Source organism: Bacillus sp. JZ109, from assembly GCF_053903135.1.
Genome location: NZ_CP096388.1, coordinates 1,381,869 through 1,405,174 on the forward strand (window position 1 = coordinate 1,381,869; position 23,306 = coordinate 1,405,174).

27 protein-coding genes are annotated in these 23,306 nt (G+C 43.0%); 26 read left to right on the plus strand and 1 reads right to left on the minus strand.

Annotation, left to right across the window (positions count from 1 at the left end; all coding sequences use genetic code 11):
- Nucleotides 1–30: 30 nt before the first annotated feature.
- From M1D94_RS07010 to M1D94_RS07025, 4 genes are all read left to right on the plus strand, one after another.
- Entirely contained in the window at nt 31–363 is a 333-nt protein-coding gene (locus M1D94_RS07010) for a VRR-NUC domain-containing protein (protein ID WP_063124472.1), read from the plus strand.
- Nucleotides 305–1,660, plus strand: a complete 1,356-nt coding sequence (locus M1D94_RS07015; protein WP_042975079.1) for a DEAD/DEAH box helicase — start codon at nt 305–307, stop codon at nt 1,658–1,660. Before M1D94_RS07010 ends, M1D94_RS07015 begins: the two co-directional genes overlap by 59 nt.
- Complete coding sequence (locus M1D94_RS07020) at nt 1,657–2,037, plus strand: ArpU family phage packaging/lysis transcriptional regulator (protein ID WP_042975080.1); 381 nt, start codon at nt 1,657–1,659, stop codon at nt 2,035–2,037. Before M1D94_RS07015 ends, M1D94_RS07020 begins: the two co-directional genes overlap by 4 nt.
- A 443-nt stretch (nt 2,038–2,480) precedes the next feature.
- The gene (locus M1D94_RS07025) at nt 2,481–2,681 is read left to right on the plus strand and encodes a hypothetical protein (RefSeq protein ID WP_456270465.1); all 201 of its coding nucleotides are present in this window, start codon (nt 2,481–2,483) and stop codon (nt 2,679–2,681) included.
- Between the two features lie 174 nt (nt 2,682–2,855).
- Here the strand turns inward: M1D94_RS07025 and M1D94_RS07030 are convergent, their stop codons facing one another.
- Complete coding sequence (locus M1D94_RS07030; RefSeq protein WP_456270466.1) at nt 2,856–3,080, minus strand: hypothetical protein; 225 nt, start codon at nt 3,078–3,080, stop codon at nt 2,856–2,858.
- A gap of 79 nt (nt 3,081–3,159) precedes the next feature.
- Between M1D94_RS07030 and M1D94_RS07035 the strand changes: the two genes are divergently transcribed.
- The 22 genes from M1D94_RS07035 to M1D94_RS07140 all read left to right on the plus strand — a co-directional run bounded on the left by M1D94_RS07035 (nt 3,160) and on the right by M1D94_RS07140 (nt 23,298).
- Nucleotides 3,160–3,558, plus strand: coding sequence for an HNH endonuclease (locus M1D94_RS07035; RefSeq protein WP_456270467.1), 399 nt, complete (start codon nt 3,160–3,162; stop codon nt 3,556–3,558).
- A gap of 323 nt (nt 3,559–3,881) precedes the next feature.
- Nucleotides 3,882–4,367, plus strand: coding sequence for a phage terminase small subunit P27 family (locus tag M1D94_RS07040; RefSeq protein ID WP_122060541.1), 486 nt, complete (start codon nt 3,882–3,884; stop codon nt 4,365–4,367).
- Complete coding sequence (locus tag M1D94_RS07045; RefSeq protein WP_046160697.1) at nt 4,357–6,090, plus strand: terminase large subunit; 1,734 nt, start codon at nt 4,357–4,359, stop codon at nt 6,088–6,090. Before M1D94_RS07040 ends, M1D94_RS07045 begins: the two co-directional genes overlap by 11 nt.
- A 16-nt stretch (nt 6,091–6,106) precedes the next feature.
- Nucleotides 6,107–6,313 carry a hypothetical protein gene (locus M1D94_RS07050; RefSeq protein ID WP_014479867.1) on the plus strand — a complete coding sequence of 69 codons (207 nt, stop codon included), beginning with the start codon at nt 6,107–6,109 and terminating at the stop codon, nt 6,311–6,313.
- Nucleotides 6,314–6,317: 4 nt separating this feature from the next.
- The gene (locus M1D94_RS07055) at nt 6,318–7,544 is read left to right on the plus strand and encodes a phage portal protein (RefSeq protein WP_010329623.1); all 1,227 of its coding nucleotides are present in this window, start codon (nt 6,318–6,320) and stop codon (nt 7,542–7,544) included.
- Nucleotides 7,537–8,133: an HK97 family phage prohead protease gene (locus M1D94_RS07060; RefSeq protein WP_014479869.1), complete on the plus strand. Its 597-nt coding sequence runs from the start codon at nt 7,537–7,539 to the stop codon at nt 8,131–8,133. Before M1D94_RS07055 ends, M1D94_RS07060 begins: the two co-directional genes overlap by 8 nt.
- Before the next feature lie 47 nt (nt 8,134–8,180).
- Nucleotides 8,181–9,386: a phage major capsid protein gene (locus M1D94_RS07065; protein ID WP_456270468.1), complete on the plus strand. Its 1,206-nt coding sequence runs from the start codon at nt 8,181–8,183 to the stop codon at nt 9,384–9,386.
- Nucleotides 9,387–9,413: 27 nt separating this feature from the next.
- On the plus strand, nt 9,414–9,806 hold the full coding sequence (locus tag M1D94_RS07070) for a collagen-like protein (RefSeq protein ID WP_046160695.1): 393 nt from the start codon (nt 9,414–9,416) through the stop codon (nt 9,804–9,806).
- 54 nt (nt 9,807–9,860) lie between these two features.
- A complete protein-coding gene (locus M1D94_RS07075) occupies nt 9,861–10,154 on the plus strand; it encodes a head-tail connector protein (RefSeq protein WP_046160694.1) in 294 nt (97 codons plus the stop codon).
- A complete protein-coding gene (locus tag M1D94_RS07080) occupies nt 10,144–10,470 on the plus strand; it encodes a phage head closure protein (RefSeq protein ID WP_046160693.1) in 327 nt (108 codons plus the stop codon). The genes M1D94_RS07075 and M1D94_RS07080 overlap by 11 nt, the downstream gene beginning before the upstream one ends.
- Nucleotides 10,470–10,862, plus strand: a complete 393-nt coding sequence (locus tag M1D94_RS07085) for an HK97-gp10 family putative phage morphogenesis protein (protein ID WP_031600548.1) — start codon at nt 10,470–10,472, stop codon at nt 10,860–10,862. Before M1D94_RS07080 ends, M1D94_RS07085 begins: the two co-directional genes overlap by 1 nt.
- Entirely contained in the window at nt 10,859–11,278 is a 420-nt protein-coding gene (gene gp17, locus M1D94_RS07090; RefSeq protein WP_046160692.1) for a tail completion protein gp17, read from the plus strand. Before M1D94_RS07085 ends, gp17 begins: the two co-directional genes overlap by 4 nt.
- On the plus strand, nt 11,271–11,852 hold the full coding sequence (locus M1D94_RS07095) for a major tail protein (protein WP_046160691.1): 582 nt from the start codon (nt 11,271–11,273) through the stop codon (nt 11,850–11,852). Before gp17 ends, M1D94_RS07095 begins: the two co-directional genes overlap by 8 nt.
- Nucleotides 11,853–11,908: 56 nt before the next feature.
- Nucleotides 11,909–12,271, plus strand: coding sequence for a phage tail assembly chaperone G (gpG, locus tag M1D94_RS07100; RefSeq protein WP_014479877.1), 363 nt, complete (start codon nt 11,909–11,911; stop codon nt 12,269–12,271).
- A 38-nt stretch (nt 12,272–12,309) separates the two neighbouring features.
- Nucleotides 12,310–12,465 carry a hypothetical protein gene (locus M1D94_RS07105; protein ID WP_225910714.1) on the plus strand — a complete coding sequence of 52 codons (156 nt, stop codon included), beginning with the start codon at nt 12,310–12,312 and terminating at the stop codon, nt 12,463–12,465.
- A 62-nt stretch (nt 12,466–12,527) separates the two neighbouring features.
- Nucleotides 12,528–16,304 (plus strand): phage tail tape measure protein, encoded by a 3,777-nt coding sequence (locus tag M1D94_RS07110; protein WP_456270469.1) that lies wholly within the window; start codon nt 12,528–12,530, stop codon nt 16,302–16,304.
- Between the two features lie 12 nt (nt 16,305–16,316).
- Nucleotides 16,317–17,150 carry a phage tail domain-containing protein gene (locus tag M1D94_RS07115; protein WP_456270470.1) on the plus strand — a complete coding sequence of 278 codons (834 nt, stop codon included), beginning with the start codon at nt 16,317–16,319 and terminating at the stop codon, nt 17,148–17,150.
- A 22-nt stretch (nt 17,151–17,172) separates the two neighbouring features.
- Nucleotides 17,173–19,038 (plus strand): prophage endopeptidase tail family protein, encoded by a 1,866-nt coding sequence (locus M1D94_RS07120; RefSeq protein ID WP_456270520.1) that lies wholly within the window; start codon nt 17,173–17,175, stop codon nt 19,036–19,038.
- 10 nt (nt 19,039–19,048) lie between these two features.
- Nucleotides 19,049–20,944, plus strand: coding sequence for a phage baseplate protein (locus M1D94_RS07125; RefSeq protein WP_167568567.1), 1,896 nt, complete (start codon nt 19,049–19,051; stop codon nt 20,942–20,944).
- Between the two features lie 12 nt (nt 20,945–20,956).
- Complete coding sequence (locus M1D94_RS07130; protein ID WP_456270471.1) at nt 20,957–22,723, plus strand: phage baseplate upper protein; 1,767 nt, start codon at nt 20,957–20,959, stop codon at nt 22,721–22,723.
- An 11-nt stretch (nt 22,724–22,734) separates the two neighbouring features.
- On the plus strand, nt 22,735–23,100 hold the full coding sequence (locus M1D94_RS07135) for a hypothetical protein (protein ID WP_268439079.1): 366 nt from the start codon (nt 22,735–22,737) through the stop codon (nt 23,098–23,100).
- Nucleotides 23,101–23,298, plus strand: a complete 198-nt coding sequence (locus tag M1D94_RS07140) for an XkdX family protein (protein ID WP_456270472.1) — start codon at nt 23,101–23,103, stop codon at nt 23,296–23,298. It begins immediately after the preceding gene.
- The last annotated feature ends 8 nt before the right edge of the window (nt 23,299–23,306 follow it).

Sequence of the window (23,306 nt, forward strand, 5' to 3'; positions counted from 1 at the left end):
GGATACCGGTTAAAAGGAGTGAAGGCAGTTTTGAAGGAAAGTCAATTAGAGCGACTTCTCAAACGGGAGGTTGAAAGGTATGGAGGCAAGGCGATGAAATTCGTATCCCCAGGTTTATCTGGGGTGCCTGATAGGCTTGTGCTTTTACCTGGGGGAAGGGCTGTCTTTGCGGAAATGAAAGCGCCAGGAGAAAAGTTGAGGCCTTTACAAGTGAAACGAAAAAAGGATTTAGAAGCCTTGGGCTTTGAGGTTCGAGTATTAGATTCTACAGATACAGTAAAAGCTTTTGTTAGGAGGGCATTTCATGGAGTTCAAACCACATCAATATCAAGAGCATGCGATCAAACACATTATAGAAACTGAGGCAGCAGGTCTATTTCTTGATATGGGGATGGGGAAAACCGTAAGTACATTAACAGCAGTATCGGACCTCCTGTATGATTATTTTGATGTATCAAAGGTCTTGGTAATCGCGCCTTTAAGGGTGGCAGAAGATACTTGGTCAAGAGAGACAGAAAAATGGGACCACACTTCCCATTTAAAAGTATCGAAGGTATTGGGCCCTGAATCATCCAGAATTATGGCCCTAGATACTAAAGCTGACATATACGTTATTAACCGTGAAAATGTTGAATGGCTTGTTAATTTTTATGGCAAAGAATGGCCCTTTGACATGGTGGTGATAGATGAGCTTTCCAGCTTTAAATCATCTAAGGCAAAACGGTTCCGGGCCTTGAAGAAAGTTAGACCATTTATAAAAAGAATTGTGGGCCTGACAGGAACGCCCGCCCCAAACAGTTTGATTGATTTATGGCCGCAAATGTATTTGTTAGATCAGGGAGAACGATTGGGCAAAACCGTCACCAGTTATAGGGAGAAATACTTTCAGCCTGATCAAAGAAATAGAACTGTTATATACAGCTGGAAGCTTAGAGAAGGAGCCGAAGAAGCCATTCATAAAAAAGTGTCTGACATTTGCATTAGTATGCAGGCTAGAGACTGGCTTGAACTGCCTGAACGAATAGACAATGTTGTGAAAGTACGAATGCCTGACAAAATTAAAGCGAAATACAAACAACTTGAAAAGGATTTGCTTCTTCCATTTTTAGATGGCGATGTTGTGGCTGATACTGCAGCAGTTCTTTCAAACAAACTATTGCAGCTGGCGAACGGTGCCGTATATGACGAAAATGGAGAAATTCAAAAACTTCATGATGAAAAACTAAATGCTTTAGAGGACATAGTGGAAGCAGCCAACGGCAAGCCTATTCTTGTCTTTTATTCATACAAGCACGATCTTGAACGCATTCAGCAAAAATTTAAGAAGGCAAAGACGTTAGACAGCAGCAAAGAGATAGGTGACTGGAACAAAGGAAAAATTGAAATGCTTTTAGCACATCCAGCATCTACAGGGCACGGACTAAATTTACAGGATGGAGGCCATATCATTGTATGGTTTGGGATGACTTGGAGTCTTGAACTGTATCAGCAAGCAAATGCAAGACTTGACCGTCAAGGGCAAAAACATAGTGTAATCGTGAACCATCTTGTCACAGAGGGCACTGTGGATGAAGATGTTATGCGGGCTTTAGAGGGTAAAGCCGTCGGGCAAAATGCTTTAATGGAGGCAGTTAAAGCAAGATTGGAGAAATTAACATGACAGCAGAACAGCTTTCATTTATGAGTCCAGTGGATGCAAGAGCCGTAAGAAAAATAGTTATCAAAGAGTTAAAAGATTATAGAGCCTTAAAAGTACAAATTGAAAACAAGAGAGAATGCGAAAGCGCGGGCATGAGTCTTTTTCCTTCTCTTAGGGATTCTCATAATATCAATGAGCTAAAGGTAAAGCAGATGGAACGGGCGTTACAAAATAGTCTGGATGACTTAGAACGTTTAATCATTGAGAAGAAGTATCTTACAGCATCTGCAGTAAAGGACATAAGCATATATATGGATTTGGGCATCAAGAAAAACACTTATTACGAACTGAAAAAAAGGGCGATATACCGCCTTGCTACAGCACTTGGAATTATCTGAGTGCTTTTTCTTTTGGACAAAAAACGGACTTTTAAGGATACAAAAAGGGGCCCAAAAAAGGAGACTATTTATGTTTGAAATCCCGATAAACTTTACCTATCAACGAAATGCGATAAATAAAACTTATCAAAATATACGGGAGATGCGTCTTTCCCTTATCAAGACGAATTCGGATACGGAACAAAGGTGTTGAGGAATGAAGCCAAAACGAGAGGAACATTCTGAGCCTGGATAGCAGCTAGTCTGAGGCGTCCGTATCGGGAGGATAGTAATATCGTATTTCATTGATCGGTCTTACTATACTTGGCGTCCTCTCGAAGTATGTGTAAGATCAATTCAATTAAGCTATTAGCGTAAGGAGGAATTAAACTTTTTTTCGACAAATTCTGCAAATTGTTCCTTTGTCCTTTTCTTTCACCGATAATAAAGTGGGAGGTGATTAGATGATAGTCACAGGAACAGTAAAACATCTTAAAGAAAGTCTGGACTTTGAGATTGAACTAGATGAGCAAGATATATCTATAGACACTATGCCAATTAGTCAGTCTTCAAGTTTAATAATCAATGCAGTAAATAGAAAATATGAGACCAATTTTCCGCGCTCTAGTAGGTTAAATCCGGTCCGTATAAAACAGCAAAACTAAGCATCCTATTGGGGTGCTTTTTTATATTCTCTGTAAACTGCTTCCGGTAAATCTCAGGATAGACAATTGGCGGTTAACGGCTTGAGTACGGTGGCAGTTTAGAAAGAATATGATAGGAGTGATAAATTTAAAAAAGAAACCATCTACACCATAAGGTATAGATGGCACGAGTCATTATTTTTTTAACTTAGATTTGATTTCTTCAGGAATAAGATTCACTAAGGAATCAGGGTGAGTTCTATTCAGCTTAGCAGCTAAAGCATAGTATTTTGCGAATGTATTAGCAATGTCCTCTTCTGTTACAACTTCAAACTTTCTAATATGTAACTGTGTTAGTTCAGTTGCAACATCCAGTGGATTACGCTGAATAGGGGTTGGTTTAGTAGTAATATCAGACATATTTATCACCTCCTGGTTAAATTATATCGTATTTGGGAATTGAAGTGTTATATTTTTCTAGTTGTTAAAAGGAAAGGGAGTGATAGTCCTGCCGTTAAAAAGATGTAACGCGCCAGCCTGCCGTAACTATGTGGACTGGGCACAGCGCTATTGTGAGAAGCACGAGGGCTATGCTGACAAGCAGTACAACAAAGATGTGAGATACAACAGGGAGAACAATGAACTCTATTCTTACTACCATTCGAGAGAGTGGAAGCTTCTTCGTGAACAGAAGCTTAGAGAAAGCAACTATCATTGTGCCGTCTGTGCCTCACAGGGACGTTTAAATAAGTCTCATAGGTTAGTAGTCCATCACAAGTTCAAAGAGCTTAGAGACGTTTTAAACGATGATCAGGCACGTACTGATTTAAATAATCTTGAGGTGCTATGTCAGTATCATCATAACCAAGTCACATTTGGGAAAGGAGAAGGTAATTAGATGAGCAACAGAACGTTTCATTTGATCGGAATTATTGCGAGTGGTATCAGCGTCATTATTTCCACTACAGCATTAATTTTGTCGCTTTAAGTCCCCCCGAACTTTAACCGGGTACCAAAAAATTTTTCCTGGGTATCGGCGCCCCCTCAACTTTGTAAAAAATGTTGAAATGAAATTTTGAGATTTGCTATTTTAGCCGGATTTTGAATACTGAAATATTACGCGCGATCCCTTATCTCGTATGAGTTGATCGGCGTTTTTGTCGTTCGCTGATTTTACCGAAATTTATGTGATGTATTTTGGACGAAAGGTGGTGGTTTTGATTGGCGAGACGAAAACAATTAACGGAAACGTTAAAAGGACAAATTACCAACGAAGAGCGGGAAGAGCGTCTGCAGCAGGAAGAAAAACTCAAAGATTTTTCGCCCTTGCAAGAAAAGCCACCATACTGGTTGTCCACTATGGCGAAGAATGAATGGCGGCGCATCTACCCGCACATTATCAATTTGCCAATCTCTGAATTAGATTCGACATTGCTTGCGATCTATTGCAACAGCTATGCACAGTATCGAGAAGCGATGGCCGATATAGCCAAAGACGGCCAAGTCATGTTTGAAAAAAACAGCCGGGGTGAGACGGTTAAAAAGAAAAATCCATCTGTGGACATAATGAACAGCATGTCTAAAGAGATCCGGGGTATTGCCGGCCAGCTTGGTCTGTCTCTGGATTCACGTCTACGAATCGTGGGCCTCGACAGCGACAGTGAGGAAGATGATGAGTTTGGAGCAATGGCGATAGATGAAGATTGAACATCTTGACCCCGGCACGCTTTACGCGAAAAAGGTTGTCAGCGGAGAAATAACGGCATGCAAGAAAGTCATAAAAGCCTGTCAGCGTCACCTGAGAGATTTGGAAAGAGCAGCTGACCCTTCTTATGAATATGAATACAGACCAGAAAAGGCAAAAAAGGTCATTAAGTTTCTTGAGATGCTGCCAGATATATCAACTGGAAAGCCCACAAAGCTGGCTTTGTTTCAAAAGTTCATTGTGTACATGCTCTATGCTTGGAGGAATAAAGAAACCGGCTTTCGGCGATTCACCAAAGCGTATATAAGCATGGCGAGAAAGGGCGGTAAATCTGTACTTGTAGCGGGGCTATCATTGTATGAGCTGATTTACGGCGAAGCACCTAAGTTTGACAGGCAAATTTATGCGACAGCTAATTCAAGAGGCCAGGCGAAAACCGTCTTTAAAATGATTTCGATGCAGCTTAAGAAGATACGAAGTAAATCGAAATTCATGAGGAAATGGACAAAGATTATACAAAATGAAATCCGGTACCTGAAAGATGACTGCGTCATTATGCCTTTATCAAGGGATACTGATAACCTGGACAGTTTGAACGTTCTTATCGGGATTCTTGACGAGTATCACACAGCTTCCAACACAAAAATGATGGAAGTTCTAGAGTCTTCTCAAGGTCAGCAGGACCAGGGCCTTATCTTAATCATTAGTACAGCCGGATTTAAGCTGAACGGCCCCATGTATTCGCAGGAGTATCCTTATGTTGATGATATTCTAAGTGGTCGTAAGGAAAACGAAAACTATTTTGCGATTGTCTATGAACAGGATGACGAAGAGGAAATTTACGACGAAAGCACTTGGATAAAAAGCAATCCACTACTTGAGGTGGAGGGGCTACAAAAGAAAATCTTGAAAAACCTCCGCAAGAAATTGAAGGAGGCTCTTGATAAAGATGATCTAAACGGTACACTCGTAAAAAACTTTAATATATGGCAGTCTGCTTCCTCTGAAAGCTTTATCAACGGGAACGATTGGAAAAAGCGCGGTGTGGATGCTGCGCCTGACATTACAGGGAAGCCGGTTTACATAGGGATTGACTTATCACGAACAGATGATTTATCAGCCCTTGGCTTCATTTATCCGTTAGAGGATGAAAATGAGACATTTTATGTGGACAGTCACTCGTTTGTTGGAACAAAAGGTGGACTGGATAATAAAATTGAGCGTGACAAACTGGACTATCGTACTCTCGCGAAAGCCGGATACTGCACAATTACGGACAAAAAATCCGGAATCATTAATCTGCAGCAGGTTGTGGATTATATGATCAATCATATTAAAGAATTTGATTTACAAGTAAAGGGAATCTTCTTTGACCCTTACAATATCTCTTTATTCTTAAATGAAATTGAGAAATATGGCTATGAAGATGTGCTGATTGAAGTTCGTCAAGGTCCTCGCACATTATCTGAACCAACAAAAGATTTTCGTTTGAATGTATTCGACGGAAAAATCATACACAGCAAGAACCCATTACTTGATACGGCGATGCACAATGCAATGCTGAAAAAAGTGAATGATACGATTCAAATTGACAAAGCGCTATACAGGGAAAAGATTGACCCTGCAGCGGCAATGATGAACGCACACACGGGCGCTATGTACCATTACAAACAAGAGGAATTTGATTGGAACTCTTATTACGAAAGCGAAGAATTTACTCTTTAGGGAAGGAGGGGGCGCCATGAAAATCGGAAAAATAAATACCTTTTTGTTGGGAGTATGTCAGTTTATTAAGTTGAACTTGCATACTCTTTTATTTTTGGCAGGCTTGTTTGTTATCGACTATGGGGTTTTCTTTCTCCATCCAGTAGCCGGCTTTATTGTGGCAGGTCTTTTTCTCGTTCTTATTGCCTTCTTACTGAATCCAAAAGAAGAGGAAGGGAGGTGATTAAGTGGCATTCTTTCGATCGTTAGATAAGCAGAGCCCAGGAGCACGAGAGTTCAATGAAATTATTGTTGGTTTGGACGGCCTGTCTTACACGTCTGTAAGTGCAATAAAAAACAGCGATGTGTTCACTGCGATTCTTACACTATCTTCTGATATTGCGGCGTCTCCAATTATGGTTTCTCATAATGGTGTAGAAGAAAAGAACTCTGATCTATTCAGGCTGCTGAATGAGAAACCCAATGATTATTATTCGGGGTACTTTTTCAAATTCATTCTTGTGGCTAACGCACTAATGAATGGACAATCATACGCCGAAATCATCCGGGACAAAGAAGGAACGCCCTTGGAGCTTATCCATATGCGGAACAGTGAAGTCTATGCCGAGCAGCTGCAGGACCGGAATGAAATACTGTACCGGTATTATCCGTCTGGCGGCAAAGAAAGAGTTTTGAAGCCTGAAAATGTACTGCACATTAAATTTTTCAGCCTGGACGGTATAACGGGGATGAGCCCTCTTTCCAGTCTAAAGCATGAGATTGAAAGCCAAGAGGCTGGAAAACGGCTTGTTACGGATTTTTTTAGAAGAGGCGTCAATTTAAGCGGTATTGTCAACATGAAAAAAGGTCATTTGTCTCCTCAAGCAAAGGACAAGATTCGTGATGAATTTGAAAAAGCAAACTCAGGGATAAAAAATCAGCAGCGCGTGGTTGTGCTCGACGAAAATATGGAGTTCAGCCAGTTAGAAATTAATACGAAAGTGCTTGAGGTTGTTAATAATTACACGCATTCAACAAAGCAGATCGCCAAAGTGTTTGGCCTGCCCGCCCATAAGCTGGGTATTGAACAAGTCAATACATCGCTGGAACAAGCTAACCTGGACTATCTGACAAATACATTATCAAACTATTTCACGGCCATTGCCTCAGAACTGAATTTCAAAATGCTGCCGTATCCTTTAAACCTACAACTGAAATTTCAATTCGACACACGGCGATTTAGAGAAACAGACGCGAAAACAAAGCGTGAGAACGTTATTGCCTTGCTGCAAAACGGTATTTTCTCTCTCAATAATGCCCTGGCTGAGTATGGTTACGAGCCAATACCAAACGGGGACAACCGTTACATGAGTTTAAACTATGTGAACATTGATTTGATGGACGAGATTCAGAAAGCAAAAGCAAAGAGCCTGCCGATCTCGTCAGCAGGTGAAGGAGGTGAGGGGAATGTCTAAGGAAGTAGAGATTAGAACATCGCAGGAAGGGACCTTAAAAGCTCATTCAGACGATGACGGCCCAAAAGTAATTAGCGGTTATGCTTTAAAGTTCGGCACCCGCAGCCACAATTTGGGTGGTTTTATTGAAATGATTGATAAAAGGGCTCTGGATCAGACAGACATGAGCGATGTGCGGGCTTTAATTGACCATGACCCGTCCAAGATTCTTGGCCGTACGTCTGCCGGCACGCTTAAGCTTGAAGTTGATGACATTGGCTTAAGGTTTGATGTTACTTTGCCGAATACACAGTACGCATCGGATTTATACGAAAATCTGCGGGTTGGCAATATCTCGAATTGTTCTTTCGGCTTCATGCTGGGGAAGGATGGAGATAGTTTTACTCGTGACCAGGAAACCGGCCTGCCGTTGCGGAGCTTGAGAAACATTTCAAAGCTTACAGATGTGTCAGTCGTTACTTATCCGGCTTATGAAGACACTGACGTGACAATTGCAAAACGGAATTTGCAGCAGTACGAGGAAAGAAACCGGAATCCGGAAAAAGAAAAGCTGCTGCTGCAGCTGGATTTATTAAAAATGGGATTGTAAAGCACTCGAAAACCGGGTGCTTATTTTATTTGAAAAGGAGCAAACACATGTTATCTGAAAAAATTAAGGAACTAAGATCACAGATTACTCAAAAACAAACAGCCATTAATACAAAAATCACAGAAGCCCATAAACGAGCAGAAGAAGACAAGCTGGACGAAGCTACAGCTCTGAAAGGTGAAATCACTTCCATGAAAGAAGAGCTTGACGGCCTGCAGAAAAAGCTTGCGGAGTATGAAGAGTTAGCCGGGCTTAAGCCGGAGAACCCTGCACCAGCTGGGAGTAAAGAAGAAGACGACGAGGAGAAAAGATCAATGCATGGCGGAGGCTTCCGTACAATCATCAAACCAGGTAAGACAGAAGAGGTAAGAGCTTTTGAAGAGTTTTTGCGATCAAAAGGGGAAAAACGCGACGGGTTGAAATCTGATGGCGCAGAAGTGCTGATTCCTATTGATGTAATCACTAAGCCACAACAGGAACCGGAAGACGTTGTTGACCTTGGTACTATGGTAAATAACGTTTCTGTTACAACTTCATCTGGTACTTATCCAGTTCTGGAGAACGCTAGCACTCAACTCAACTCTGTAGAAGAATTAGAGAAAAACCCAGAGTTAGCGAAACCAAAGTTTAAGAAAGTGGAGTGGAAGGTTGTAACTTACCGCGGTCAATTGCCAATTTCTCAGGAGGCTATTGACGATTCGGGTGTTGACTTAACAGCTCTTGTAGCAAATTATTTGCAACAAATTGAACGGAATACACGTAATTCACGAATTGCTGCAGTTCTGCGCACATTTACAACGATGACAGTCTCAGGAACTGACGAACTTAAGAAAATTCTCAATGTGTATTTAAAACAGGCCTATAAACGTGATATTGTCGCAACTTCTTCAGCGTTCCAATTCTTAGATACGCTGAAAGATAAAAACGGTCAGTACATTTTACAGCAAAATATTTCATCCCCATCCGGAAAAGTATTGTTTGGAATACCAAACACAGTTGTAGATGATCTTGTTTTAGGTGAAAAAGACGGCGACGCGGTTATGTTTATCGGGGATTTAAAAAGGGCTGTTCTTTTTGCGAATCGATTAAAAGCCACAGCGAAATGGGTGGAAAATGATCTTTATGGACAGGTCCTTTCCCTGGCGATTCGTTTCGATGTGAAGAAAGCTGATGACAAAGCCGGCTATTTTGTCACTATCAATCAACCGACAACTAGCACAGAAGACCAGTCATCAGTAGACGTGGGGCAATAAAAAAATAATTGGGAAGGATGATTGAAAATGGCGGAAGAATTTCTAAATAAAAGTGGAAGTGTATGGACAGCATCGGAAAAAGACACGGACGGAAAGCCGATAACACGGGTTTACCTTGGCGGAAACAGTGAAGAAAATCCTCTGTTTATCAAGGGGATGCAGGGAGAACAAGGCCCACAAGGTCCAGCAGGTCCGCAAGGCCCTAAAGGCGATCCGGGCGAACAGGGACCGAAAGGAGACACAGGCCCACAAGGTCCTCAAGGAAAGACCGGTGCCCAGGGTCCTCAGGGTGAAGCTGGCCCACAAGGTCCTAAAGGAGAAAAGGGCGATCCTGGTAAAGACGGCTTTGGGACGGAAGAGCAATACAATGAACTTGTTTCACGCATTGAAGCCTTGGAAAAAGCAGCACAAGCAAAATAATGACGTAATGGGACGCATACCGGCGTCCCTTTTTGTTTGTAAAGGAGTGTTGGAATGACGCTTGAAGAATTAAAGCTTGCGATGCGTATAGATCACAATTTTGATGATGGGTTTATCCAGCGGCTGAAAGATACTGCGGAAGATTATATCAAGGACGCCGTAACGCTTTCGCCGAACAGGGATGCTTTCTTTCAAAACAACCCTAAATTTGATACAGCTGTCATGTTCTTGGTCGGTGCCTGGTATGAACAGCGCGTATCCTCAATGGACAAGGCGTTGCAAGAAATACCTTTCGGCGTAACAAACTTTATTCAGCAATTCAGAGGGGCGTATACAGATGGACTTTAGCCGACTCAATACACGCATCACTTTTGTTACACGAAAGAACGGGAAGGACCCGGAAACCAGGGAGAATATTGTGATAAATGAGCCCTTATTTTCTTGCTGGGCTGAGATAAGAGAACAGAAGTTAAGGGAAAAGCTCACGACTGCTGGTACCTTCTTAGAAAACAGCGTCACGTTCATTATTCGCTATCAGCAAGTTAAGAAGGCGACTAATAACATGCATGTTCTTCATGATGATGAGCTTTACGAAATAAAAGACATTCTCCCGAACTCTCAGGATAAAAACCTGATCAATGTTTTTGCGGAGAAGGTGAGCTGATGGCGCGGCAAGATGACGGTATCGGCGGTATAGAAAAAGAGCTTGATAAGCTTGCAAGAAAAAATACCAGGGCAGCCAAAGCAGCCGTCCAGGCAGGCGCACAGGTTTTTGCTGAGGCGCTGGAACGTAATACGCCCCGAGGTAGAGAAAGCGACCACGATCCCCACAAAGTACACATGAAAGATAATGTGGTGTACTCAAAGGCCAAGGAAGACGGGGAGATATATGCAAGTGTGGGTTATGGGAAAGAAACAGCCTCCCGCCTGCACTTCTCTAACTTTGGAACGATCAAGCAGCCCCCGCAGCACTTCATTGAGAGGACATCAAACGAAATGGAGCAAACGGTTTTGCAGATCGTACAGCAAGTATACATGAGGGAGCTGGGACTATGATGCTTCCCATTCAGGAAGTTGAAAAGCTTTTAAGTGAAAACGAAACCCTTACTTCTCTTGTGGACAGTGACCGGATATTCCTGGTCTTTGTTCCAGAAGAAGATCAGGACATAGAAAAGGCCCCGATGATTCGCATTAACGAGCTTGAGAGCCACAGAAAAGACTATGCGGACGATAGGGCCCTAACATTTGAAGTTGATATTCAAATAGATTTATGGACTAAAACCATAAAGGACGCCCAGGCTATACAGCCTGTGATTGATCAGATCATGGCAGAGAACGACTACAAGCAATATGCGTCAGCCTTTGACCGTGACCCAGATATTGCTCTATACCGATACGCCCGGAGATACAGAGCGACCAAATTAATTGATATTCAAAAAATAAATATAGAAAAGGATGATATGAATGGCTAAGACGGGACTAAGCGGCATTAAATATGCCGAGCTTGTTGATGAAAAAGCCTCTGCTATCGTAGATATGCCGGGGGCAATTGAAGCGAAGCTGGATGTTTCTTCTGAACTATCACCCCTTTATGCAGATGATGGCATTTTTGCGGTGAAAAGTACAGGAGTCAGTGAAACAAAACTTGAGTTAAATGTCGCAGACCTTACTACCGAAATGAAAAGAACTCTTTTAGGTGTGAAGGTTGTTGATGGTATTGAAGAGTACCACAAAGATATGGAGCCGCCTTACGTGTGCATTACATGGCGTCAAAAACACCATGAGAAAGGCTATGTGTATTATGCCTTGTTAAAAGGGAAATTTGGCATCCCTTCTGTGGAAGGAAAAACGAAAGAAGATAAAGTGGACTATCAAACAGATACGATCGAAGGGCAATTCTTGCCGCGTAAATCGGACGGTCTTGTCTTCCTGATTGGTTACGATCAAAACGATGGATTCACACTTGAAAAATTCTATCAGCGTGCTTATGGGATGCTGCCAGATGGCATGACAACAGAAGAAGTAAGTGCAGATTTAGGGAAATAAAACTGGCAGCCGGACAGCGGCTGCTTTTTCTATAAATATAAGAAGGTGGTTTTTACATGATTAAAGCAGTATTGAAAGATTATGCAAATGCTGAAATTGGCGAAAACGGGGAAATTGTCTCAGTTCCTGAAAAAACATTCATTCAGCCAATTGTTACATCGCGGTTTACTTATAGAGCATTAGAAATTCATGCGCTAGCAACGGATGAGGATTCAAAAATGACCGAATATGAGGTTATGACGGATATGATGGGTCTTGTCGTGGATATTTTTAAAGGTCAATTTGACGTCGACGATATTTTGGACGGTGTTGCTTCTGAGGATTTAGGTGACTGGCTCAGAGATATTATTGACCAAGCGATGACAAAGAGTAAAAAAAAGGCTCAATTGAAGAAGAAGGCAGTGGAGTCTCAAAAATAACAGGGAAACCAATGACCTACAGGGATTATCTTAACAGAATGAAGCAGATGTATCTTGATTTGATGGAAAATGGTTACAAGCTTCATGAAATAGATGAAATGGATATACAACGCTTCTTTGATCTTGCAGCTTACAAGCATGAGGAAGAGAACAAATTGGTCCCGGCTTATCAAATATTTGGTGCTACTTTGTAAAAGGGTGTCTGTAAAGGCGCTCTTTTTGTGTTTCTAAAAAACCATAGAAGGGAGGTAACTATTTGGCGACAGAAGGCAGACCGATAGGAAATTTAGTTATTAATACCACGCTTAACGATGCCGGCGTAAACAGAGGAATAACAGGTCTTAGAAACAATCTTAAAACAGCACGAACGGCCACAAAAGCAACTGTTCAAGAGTTTAAAGCGATGGGTGATGAACTCACGGCCAGCAAAAAGAAAGTTGAAGGTTTATCAAATGAGCTTTCCATTCAAGAGAAGATTGTGGAAGAGTACCGGAAATCTTACGAGAAACAGGTTCAGTTATACGGCGAAGGCTCACAGCAGGCGCAGAAATACGCCCAGCGGCTAAATACTCAGATTCAATCGTATCATTCTCTGGAAGGTTCACTGCGGCGTGCGCAAATGCAATATCAACGATTGGAGCAAGCCCAAAGCCAGGCAAGTGAAAGCGCTGAGGGATTGACAGACAGTCAAAGAAAAATCGGTGATGCAAGTGGAGACGCTGGCGGGAAAGTGTCTAAGTTCAGTTCTTTTATCAAAGTGGGCTTGGTCGGTGCGCTGACTGCAGGCGTTGCCAGTGTCGGTGCGCTGACAGCTGCAATCGGCGGGCTTGGTGCCAAAATGGCGCTTGATACGCAGGCGGCCCAGGGCGAAATTCGGGCTCAATTAGGGCTGACGGAAAAAGAGGCTCAGAAGGTTGCAAGTTCAGCAAAAAGCTTGTGGGCTGATGGTTTCGGTGACAGCGTTGGGGATGCAAAAAACGCAATCGTCAACGTAAAACAAAACGTAAAGTCATTAAAGGGTGCAACCGATAACACAGTAAAAGAAGTCACGAAGGGCACCATGACAATTGCCAAAGCTTTTGACCAGGACGGGAATGACATTACAAAGTCAATCAACGCGATGCAAAATTCATTTGATGGACTTTCCACTGATGCAGCAATGGACATGATCACCAGTGGTTTTCAGAAGGGCCTTGATTATTCCGGAGAGTTCTTAGATTCGATTAACGAATATTCCAATCAGTTTGCAGCTGCAGGATTCTCCACACAAAGAATGTTTTCAGTCTTTCAGGCCGGTGCTGAATCAGGGGCCTTCCAGCTGGATAAGGTTGGCGATCTGATCAAAGAAATGAACATTCGTTTATCAGATGGAACAGCAGACGAAGCCATGCAGTCACTATCAAAACACACCCAAGATTTATACGCTCAGTTTAAAAAGACTGGGAAAGGCGGCGACCTGGTTTTCTCGGCTGTTATGAAAGATATTGACGGCATGAAAAACAAAAGCGATGCCTATAAGATAGGGCAGCAAATTATGGGTACGCAGTTCGAGGATTTAGGACAAAAAGGCGTCTCTGCACTGGCTAACATAGAGAATAGCTTTTCAAATACAAGCGGAGCAACCAAAAAAGCAGGCCAGGCCCTACAAGATAATTTTGGGACAAGGCTTAAAAAGATTGGCCGTTCTGCCTTGGCGTCGTTAGAGCCTATTGGAAATGGGGTCCTAAGCTTACTTGAACCGGTCATGTCTGGCTTAGAGTCTGGCATGAAAAGCCTTGAACCGACTTTTAACAATATCGCGAATGCCGGAAAGAATCTAAAGACTATTTTCTCTGGCATTATGGACGTTTTCAATGGTGATACGTCAAAAGGTGCCGATAAACTGATGGACTTTTTCCCGGTGTTAACGGTCCAAACCATTATCGACGGGATAAACAATATCAAGACAGCTTTTTCGGGCTTTAAGCAGCAGGCACAGCCCATCATATCCAACATGAAGGCAAGTTTTGACGCCATGAAGCCGACCTTTTCGGCTCTCGGCACTATTGCATCCCAAGTTTTTGGAACTCTTGGTCCTCTGGTCAAACAGGCACTGGGCGGCGTGATGTCTTTCATTGGTCAACTCACTGGGCAGTGGAAGTCTTTCTGGCAGCAAAACGGTTCTGTTATTACTCAAGCCCTTCAAAATGTGTGGTCGATTGTCCAATTTGTCATGCCGGCTATACTTGCGATCATACGTTCTGTTTGGGGGAATATAAAGGGCGTCATCACTGGCGCGATTTCAATTATCCAGGGCGTTATCCTCGTTTTTTCTGGGTTATTGACCGGGAATTTTTCGAAAATGTGGGAAGGAATTAAGAAAATATTCTCTGGCGCCATAAAAGTCGTCTGGAATGCTATCCAACTTTCATTTTTCGGCAAGATTCTTGGCGGTGCCAAGGCTCTCGGCGCTGGCTTAAAGGGCATTTTTCCAAAAATGTGGGGCTGGATCAAAAGTTTATTTAAAGATGGAGCCACAAATGCAGGGAAAATGTTCACGTACCTCAAAGACAAAGCGTTTAAAATTGTCGGTGATATGAAAGACGGCATTGTTAAGAAATTCTGGGATATTGTTGATGCTGCCAAGTCATTACCTAAAAAAATGGGTGACGGAATTAAGAGCATGGCAGGCAAAGCCTGGGACGGAATAAAAGCGTTTGGAAACAGAACGCTCCGTGGATTCGGTAAAATCATCAATGGCTTTACTCAGCAGGGTATCAACTGGATTTTAGGAAAAATCGGGGTTGATACTAAAATCCCTAAATGGGAAGTTCCGCAGTATGCAAATGGTACTGGTGGGCATCCAGGAGGCCCGGCAATTCTCGGTGATGGTAGAGGTTCAAATGCAGGACCAGAAGCTTTTATCACCCCTTCGGGTCACATGGGGCTGAGTCCTGCGACTGATACACTTATGAACCTTCCCAAAGGAACACAAGTCTTGTCGGCAATTGACACGAGAGCTTTTCTTTCTGGAATTCCAGCTTATGCGAACGGAACAAAGAAGAAAGAAGGTTTCATTTCTAAGATGTGGAATGGAGCAAAGGCAGCCGTTGGAAAAGTGAAGGACCTTGCCTTAGATGTATTTGACTATATCAGCAACCCGTCAAAACTTGTCAAAAAGGTCATTGAAAAGCTGGGATTGAAACTGCCCAAGGTAAAAGGCATTACCGGCGATGTCCTAAAGGGCTCTTTCTCCCTTATCAAAAAGAATTTTGTTAATTTCATTAAAGATAAGTTTGGGGAATCAAGCAACTTCGGTGAAGGCGGCACTGCAGCCGTCAAAAAGTGGGTTGCTCAAGCCTTAAAGATAAAAGGGCTGGGTTCAGAATATGCCTCAGCACTTGAGACAATAGCAATGAAGGAATCAGGCGGAAATCCGAATGTCGTAAACAGATGGGATTCAAACTGGAAAGCGGGGCATCCTTCCCAGGGGCTTATGCAGTTCATTCCAAGCACCTTCGAAGCAAACAAAGAACCAGGATACGGGAATATCAAAAACCCTGTACACCAAATTCTAGCTTCAATCAACTATCTCAATAGTCGATATGGGGGCATTCTGAATCATCCAGGCTTGAAGTCTATGGCACGCGGCGGCCGTTACATCGGTTACGATACAGGCGGATTGATTACGCGTGATCATATGGCTGAGGTGCATAAAGGAGAAATGTTGCTGCCGTTGCGTCAATTTAGGCGCAGCCAAGCTCATAAGGTTCTCAGCCAGGCGGGTAAAATGGTTGGGTATGAGCCGGAAAGCCGGTCAAGCTCAAGCGATGCAAACGCATTGAAAACCATGGTGACTTTACTGCAGCAACAAAACAGCAATCAGCAAGCGGAAATTAATCTGTTAAGCCAAACGGTAAGACTATTAACGCAGCTTGTGGCGAAAGACCCGAATGTAATACTAAGTGTCCAGGAATTAAATAAAATTCAAGACGAAGCATACAACAAGGAAAGAAACCAAAAGGGATTGCTGAATAATGTAAGCTTCTCTTAGGAGAGTGGTAGGTTGATAAACTATGATCTAATAATAGACGGCAAGTATTTAAGCGAGACTCTTCCAGGTGTCTCGCTTTCTTCATTTAGGCCGGAGGCGCCAGTGTTCGAAAGGCAGACGGCAGGAACAAACGCGCTCATTAATGGGACGATGATGCTTAAGCAGGGGAACACTGGGCGTTACACAGAAAGAAAAATCAACATAAAAGTGATTGTGGAGGCAAACAGCTCTTATCAGTTCCAGATCAAAAGGGATGCCGTTTACAACCTTTTTATAAGAGAGGACCCCTATTATGTGATCAATACGCAGCAGCCTTATAAACGATGGCTTGTTACATGTGATGATGCATTTTCTATCTATCAAGAAAACGGCAAGAAGTATCAGGAAGTGGATATTACATTAACGGCCATTCAGGGACTTGCTGAGTCTTTATATGACAGCACTGCTTCTATGGAATTGAAGGACGAAAAGTTTCACTTGGGCATGAATATCCGGCGGGACTCAACACCTGTGTTTCACTTTCAAAATAAAAACTCTTTTGTAGTGGATAACATAGGGGACGTAAAATTGGACCCGATTAACTACAATTACAACGTTGAAATGTATCTGCAGGGTACTGATATTTCAATCACTAATGTCACAACAAATGAAACCCTGACGCTGAACGGGAAATTTTCAAAAACGGATAAGATAACACTTTTGAAGCATCACATTCTGAAGAACTCTGCGCCTATTTCCGATAGAAGTGGGCGATTTCCGTCTCTTGTAGCTGGCCACAATCAATTTAGGATCGCGGGTGCTACCTACAGCGATATCCGTTTCGTTACACATTTTTATTATAAATAGGGGGTGAGGCTCTTTGAATCAGATGTTTGTTCATGACATTAAAACCGGCCAAAAACATGAGCTTATTCATGTTGAGCCCAAAGTGAATGATGACGTCACTGGGAAAAAGGATTTGTCTTTTTCGATTACCTTGACTGAGTACAATCAGATCCCTTTCAATGCTTTAGTCGGAAGAAATTTTATTATTATCGACGAGGTGCGATATAAAAAGCAGCAGTATTTCATTAACACGCCCACGATCAAACAGGAAGGGGCCTTGCTAACTAAAGACATTACAGCCACGCACATCTATTCCTTTAGGGCGATCAAGCATGTTGTTCACGAGACGATAGAAGGTACAAAAACTCTCAATGAAGCACTTAAGCACGCAGTAAAAGGCAGTGAAATCACATTTACAATTATGCCGGATGCGAAGGGAATCGGAGCTAAAAAGTTGGAGGGGTTCGGCAATAAAAAGACCTCTGAACTGATGGACGAAATCATTTCTACCTTTGGGGTTGAAATCATCCCGAATAACACGCATTTATACATCTACAAAAAAGCCGGCAAAGAGATTGTAAAAAGGCTGGATAACCTTTCAAATCTAACGTCTTTACAGATCACAACAAGCGAAGATAACACGACAACACGGGTGAAAGGATACGGAAAGCTCAAGGAAGATAAAGACATCCTGGGCGATCAGTCCATTCCCTACGATTCCAAAACAGGCACCTGGGCGTATGATAGTTCACTAAAAGCAGATTATACGAAGAAAATAGGAGCCACGTTTTCTTTTTCTTTCACAGGGACAGGCTTTAAATTTAAAACACTTGTGTCGAAGCTGGGCGGTAAATGGGAATTTAAGATAGCCGATCAGACGAAAACCATATCTGTCTATAAAGATTCAGCCCCGACAGAAAAAGAGTTTGATATCATTCGCGGCCTGGACAGCAAGACTTATAAGGTCGTAGCTACCTTTAAAGGCAGGGACAGCAATAACCCAAATACCAAAGGCACAAAGAAAGCTGACCCGGTCATGTATCTCCTACGCGGCAACATTATCGGAGTGTACAGAACTTTCAAGAATGAGGATGAAAAGTATGTCTTTCCTCCGGTCACCTATGTTCACCCGGAAGAAAAAAAGTTTCTAATCAACGGGCAGCCATCCTGGGCGGAACCGGTCACAGATGATTCTATCACCAAAAAAGAGGATATGATTAAGCTGCTTAAGACCAAAGTCAATCCTTATGCAGAGGTGTCCTATGATGCCGACTATGTGGAATTATTAGATCAGGCCCTGGCTGATATAGAAGAGCCGGTTATGGCAGGGGACACCATTCGTGTATATGCTGATACGCCCCTAAACGGAATTACTTTTGATGGGAAGCTGAGAGCAACTGGGGCTTCATATAACCCTTTGAGACCTGAACAGCCTTCTGACCTGACAATTGACGGAAAACGAAAAAGCCGTGTAGACATGGAAATTGAAGAGAAAAAGCGTGCGAAGAATCAGGAGCAGGCCATTAAAAATTATCAAAATCAATTGGCTTCTGGGCTTGCTGAGATCAATCAAATAAAGCAAAGCCTTGCGAATACGCAGGCTTCACAGCAGACCACATATACTTTCTCTTTGCAATTTTTAAATGGTGAATGGTCTGTATCTTCTGGCGATGGTTTTGCTTCCTTGGCGGCGAGCATTCTTTCTTTGAATACGGATGATGATTATGCAATCCAGTATGTGACCGGCGATGCCAATTCCATTATGAAAGAGGCGGGCTATACGTTGTACGCGGAAGATGTGGACACAAACATCATTAATATAACCCTTTATAAAGACGGAAAAATAAGTGATCCTCTGGGTGTTCCAGAAGGTTCAAAAGTAAAAATCCTCATAGTAGGACAGAAATAGAGGTGAAAACATGACGCTTTATCTTAATAAAAGGCATGGGGATGCACCGAATGCCAAACTGTTCACTCAGTTGGATGACAACGCCAAGGCAACCGAAACGGAAGTCAATCTGCTTAACAATAAACTTAAATATCATGAAAGTTCAACGACCGCCCATAAATCAAGTCAAATTGATCACGGCGGTCTTTCTGTTTCTACAGAACTAGAAACGATGAAAAAGCGTTTCGCCAACGTGATTACTAAAGCAGATGGCACGAACGTAAAAGAGGTTCTGGACCTACGCATAAATCGTGAAGGTAAAGAATTTGACACAGCGAATGAGCGTGTTGTAGAGATTGAGAAATCACTCTCTGACCTTGATGCCTCTGTTCAAAAAGAATACGGATTCGATTACACGACAATACCGCCCGTTTATCACACGAGTTTGAACCTTGCAGATAAAACGGTGCTGCAGTGTTTCGTAATAGACGAGAAAACAGGCGATATATACGCGACTCAAGTGGGCAGTGGCAACACAGATCAAAGTCAAAACTTCGTCATTACCAGGATGAATAAAAACGGCGTAATGCTTGATAGCATGACAGTCATTCATGGCGGGCACGGCACCACAATCGGGCTTGAACGAGAAAACGACAGAATGTATATCTGGTCAAACTATGATGTTGTCGATTCAAACGGCAGCACAATTGGTCATGACCTGGTTCGTTTCCCATACACAGCCGGTGCGACGATCAACGGCGGAAACGGAGGGATTAAACGATTCAACAAATTCACTGAGTTGTATGCTATCCCTGTAATTGATCAGCAAAACGGCTTAATTGCCTTACGTTTAAAAGACAGTAACGATGACAGCGTTGTGCAGCTGCGTAAATTGAATGATGTGAAAAACGGTATTGATAACCTGCTGGGAGAAGTGACAGTTCCAAACGATTTGCATTACCTGCAGGGCTTCACTATCGACGGATACGATTTGTATTGGTACACAGGAGATACAAACAGCGTCACATACCCAGCAGAATTGTCTTTGTTCAGCTTCAAAGATGGAAAGCTTAAAAAACGTATTACGTGTGATTTTGGCCGAGGTCCTGACGGGAAATATGAGGGGGATTTTCGGGAGCCTGAATCCGTTTTTCTTTATAAGGACCCAATGACAGGGAAGAAATCGTTATTCGCTGCGATTGCAACGGGTTCAGTCGGAAAGCGCCTGGCAAAAGTGTATGCCTACCACTCAAAAGACAATGCGGCTGCCTTTGCCACGGACCTATCACAAGGGTTTCAGGGCTACCCGTTAACGAAAAACAACGGAAATGCTATGCGCCTGCCTGATGGAATAACGAAACTAAAAGACTTTCGCCAAGTCGGCTATTATTACATGACTACGGCCGAGACTTCCAAGCTGACAGATCACCCAGCAGGCGGGGACGCGGGCTGGTGGTTTCATGTTGCGCCGGCTGACATATCGGGGTCTGTTATTCAGACACTGACCCGAAACTCTACAGGGCGTCCCATCAAAATTTATACGCGTGTCGTAACTAACGCAGGTGTTGCCGGGGATTGGACGGAGCTTATGTCCAGCCAGGCTTTAGATTGGACAAATCTACCCTTGAAAAACGGGGCTTCGAATCCAGACTCAGATGATAAGCTGCAGTATGCCATTAACGGCGGTCTTGTTTATTTGCGTGGGAGGGTTAAAATTCCGGAAACGGACGGGGTAATATTTGCAGTCCTGCCGGCAGGTGCTAGACCAGGAAAGGCTTGGTTTACCGGTTGCCAGGTTGCCGGAACGTCTGGGGATCGGAAAATAGATGTGCGTGCCAACGGTGAAATTGTTGCATGGGGCTTTAATGTCAACAGTGTGGACGCGGTCACTTACACATACCTAAATATTGTCTTCCCGATAGGGTAAGGAGGGGGTTTCATGATCTATAAAGATGCTGCGATAAGTGCCAATGTGGGCACTAGCTCAAGCAGCAGGACAACAAATATACATTTTAGTACGCAAGATATAGGGACGGCCAAATTGACATTTAAAGTGTTCAAAGATGGCGTCCCTTTACCTTTGTCCGCGGTGACCGGGAAACTTGTTTTGGTAATGGCCGACGGCAGTAAGTTCATCAAGAATATTACGATCGTCGATAAGTTGAACGGCATTGCTGAATACGTTTTGACAAGTGAAGAAATCAAGCATTACGGCAAGGTTCAAGCGTCTCTTAATCTGTATTACGACAATAAACAGTCACTGGGCGTCACTCAGTTTACTTTTCAAATAGACAAAGACTTTATTGACTCGGATATTGTGCCAATTGCTGAATATTACATCGAAGATTTTGAGACGTTAAGGCAGTCAGTCGAGGCAATAGTGGCGGACCTTCAGGAGAAATTTAAAGACTTGGATAATGTTGAGACAAAGGCAGGTGCACAGGAGAAAGCTGACGCGGTCCAGGCGAATCTGGACACTCATACAAGGAATAAGTCCAACCCTCACGGGGTGACGAAAAGCCAAATAGGATTGGGCAATGTGGACAATGTGCAGCAAGCTTCTAAACAAGATTTTGATCTGCATGTATCGGATGCAACTAAACACATTTCTTCTAGTGAGAGAACCAAGTGGAATAGCGGTCAAACCTTTAGGATAACAGCAGAGAACGGAACGCAGAAATACAACCTCACAGAGGGCTCTTTTTATGATTCGCTTAAAGATGTAGGGACTGTCTCTTTTTATGGGACAAATGCCGTTACTGATAACCCGTCATCATCAAGCTTGCGCGGTATGCAGCTTGTAGGACAGCCAGGGATTGGCATGGGGTACGCCGTGGACGTAAACGGGAATGCTTGGTGGTTCTATTACAATTCGAATCATACGAAGATCAATTGGTTCCCTGCTGAGTCCATTGCGGGTGCTCAGTCAAAGGTAGATGCTCATGCAAATAGAAAGGACAACCCCCATGCCGTAACAAAAGCACAAGTTGGCTTGGATAAGGTGGATAATGTGCAGCAAGCTTCTTTAGCTGAGTTTAATGCCCATAACTACAATTCGATCCGGCATATCTCACAAAATGAGAGAGATAAATGGAACGGCGGACAGCTGGCGAAGTTGACAAAGGATGACGGGAAACGGACTCAATTAGCTGATGGGGCAGATGTTTTAGCATTGAGTTCAGGATTTTATTTTGCAAATGGTACCTCAGTCAAAAACAATCCGGTAGAAAATGACAGCTCTTGGTTCAATTATGACGTGGTAGAAGGTGATTCTGGTAGAAAGTCAATTCTCGCATGGAGAAGTTACGATAACACACTTTGGCACGCTACAGTCCACACTAACGGTGTTTTTAAAGAGTGGAAAAGGTTCATAACAGATGCTGAGTTTGAAACTATTGTGTGGCAAAACGTCACGCTAAAAAACGGGGCTGCTACAGGAGACAGGCCGTTCCAGTATGCGAAATGTGGAATTCTTCTTTTACTGCGCGGGCATATTACAGCAACACGTGAGGTTGTGTGCGGGACAATCCCAGCTGACAGACTGCCGGCAAACGGTGCGGCCGTGATGGTCCCGGTTTCAGGTACAACGGGGTATAGTAAGTTATTTATTAATGCGAGCGGAGATATGAAGCTTACCGGTATTCACTCAAACAATGACAGCAATGTGACGGGCTACTACATGGATGCCGTTGTCGCTTTAAACTAAGGAGGTTAAGAATGTTACAGGTTTATAGATATGATGAGAATTATATGTTTATTGAACCCATATTAGTCACTGAAATAGACGGAAAAGGTAATTATATCATTCCTGCAGATTGCACGACCGTAGAGCTGCCTGACTCTCCTTCTTTATTTAAGCCAAAGTTTGATGCGGAGAATCAGGAATGGACGGAGACAGCCACACAGGAAGAGATTGACGAGATTCTAAGCGCCGGGGCATCCGAAGTGTCGCCGGTAAGCCAATTAAAAGAACAAAACGCGTTGCTGCTCATGCAGCTGGCGGAAACGCAAAAACAATCGCAAGAGCAAGCCGAGACAATAGCGAGCCTATTAATGTCTTTGACTGAAAAAGGAGTGTTGTAAATGGAATGGTTTAAATGTATTCAATACTGCTACAGCTGGAAGGCTTACAATGATGAAGATGTTGCTAAATATGTGGAACTAGGCAAGATAACAGATATTCAATACAAAGAAATTACCGGAAAGGATTACTCTTCTCCCAGCGACATCCCTTCTAGGGAGACTGACGAGCCTGCTGGGGTTGAATTGAACAAAGAATGATAAGCGCT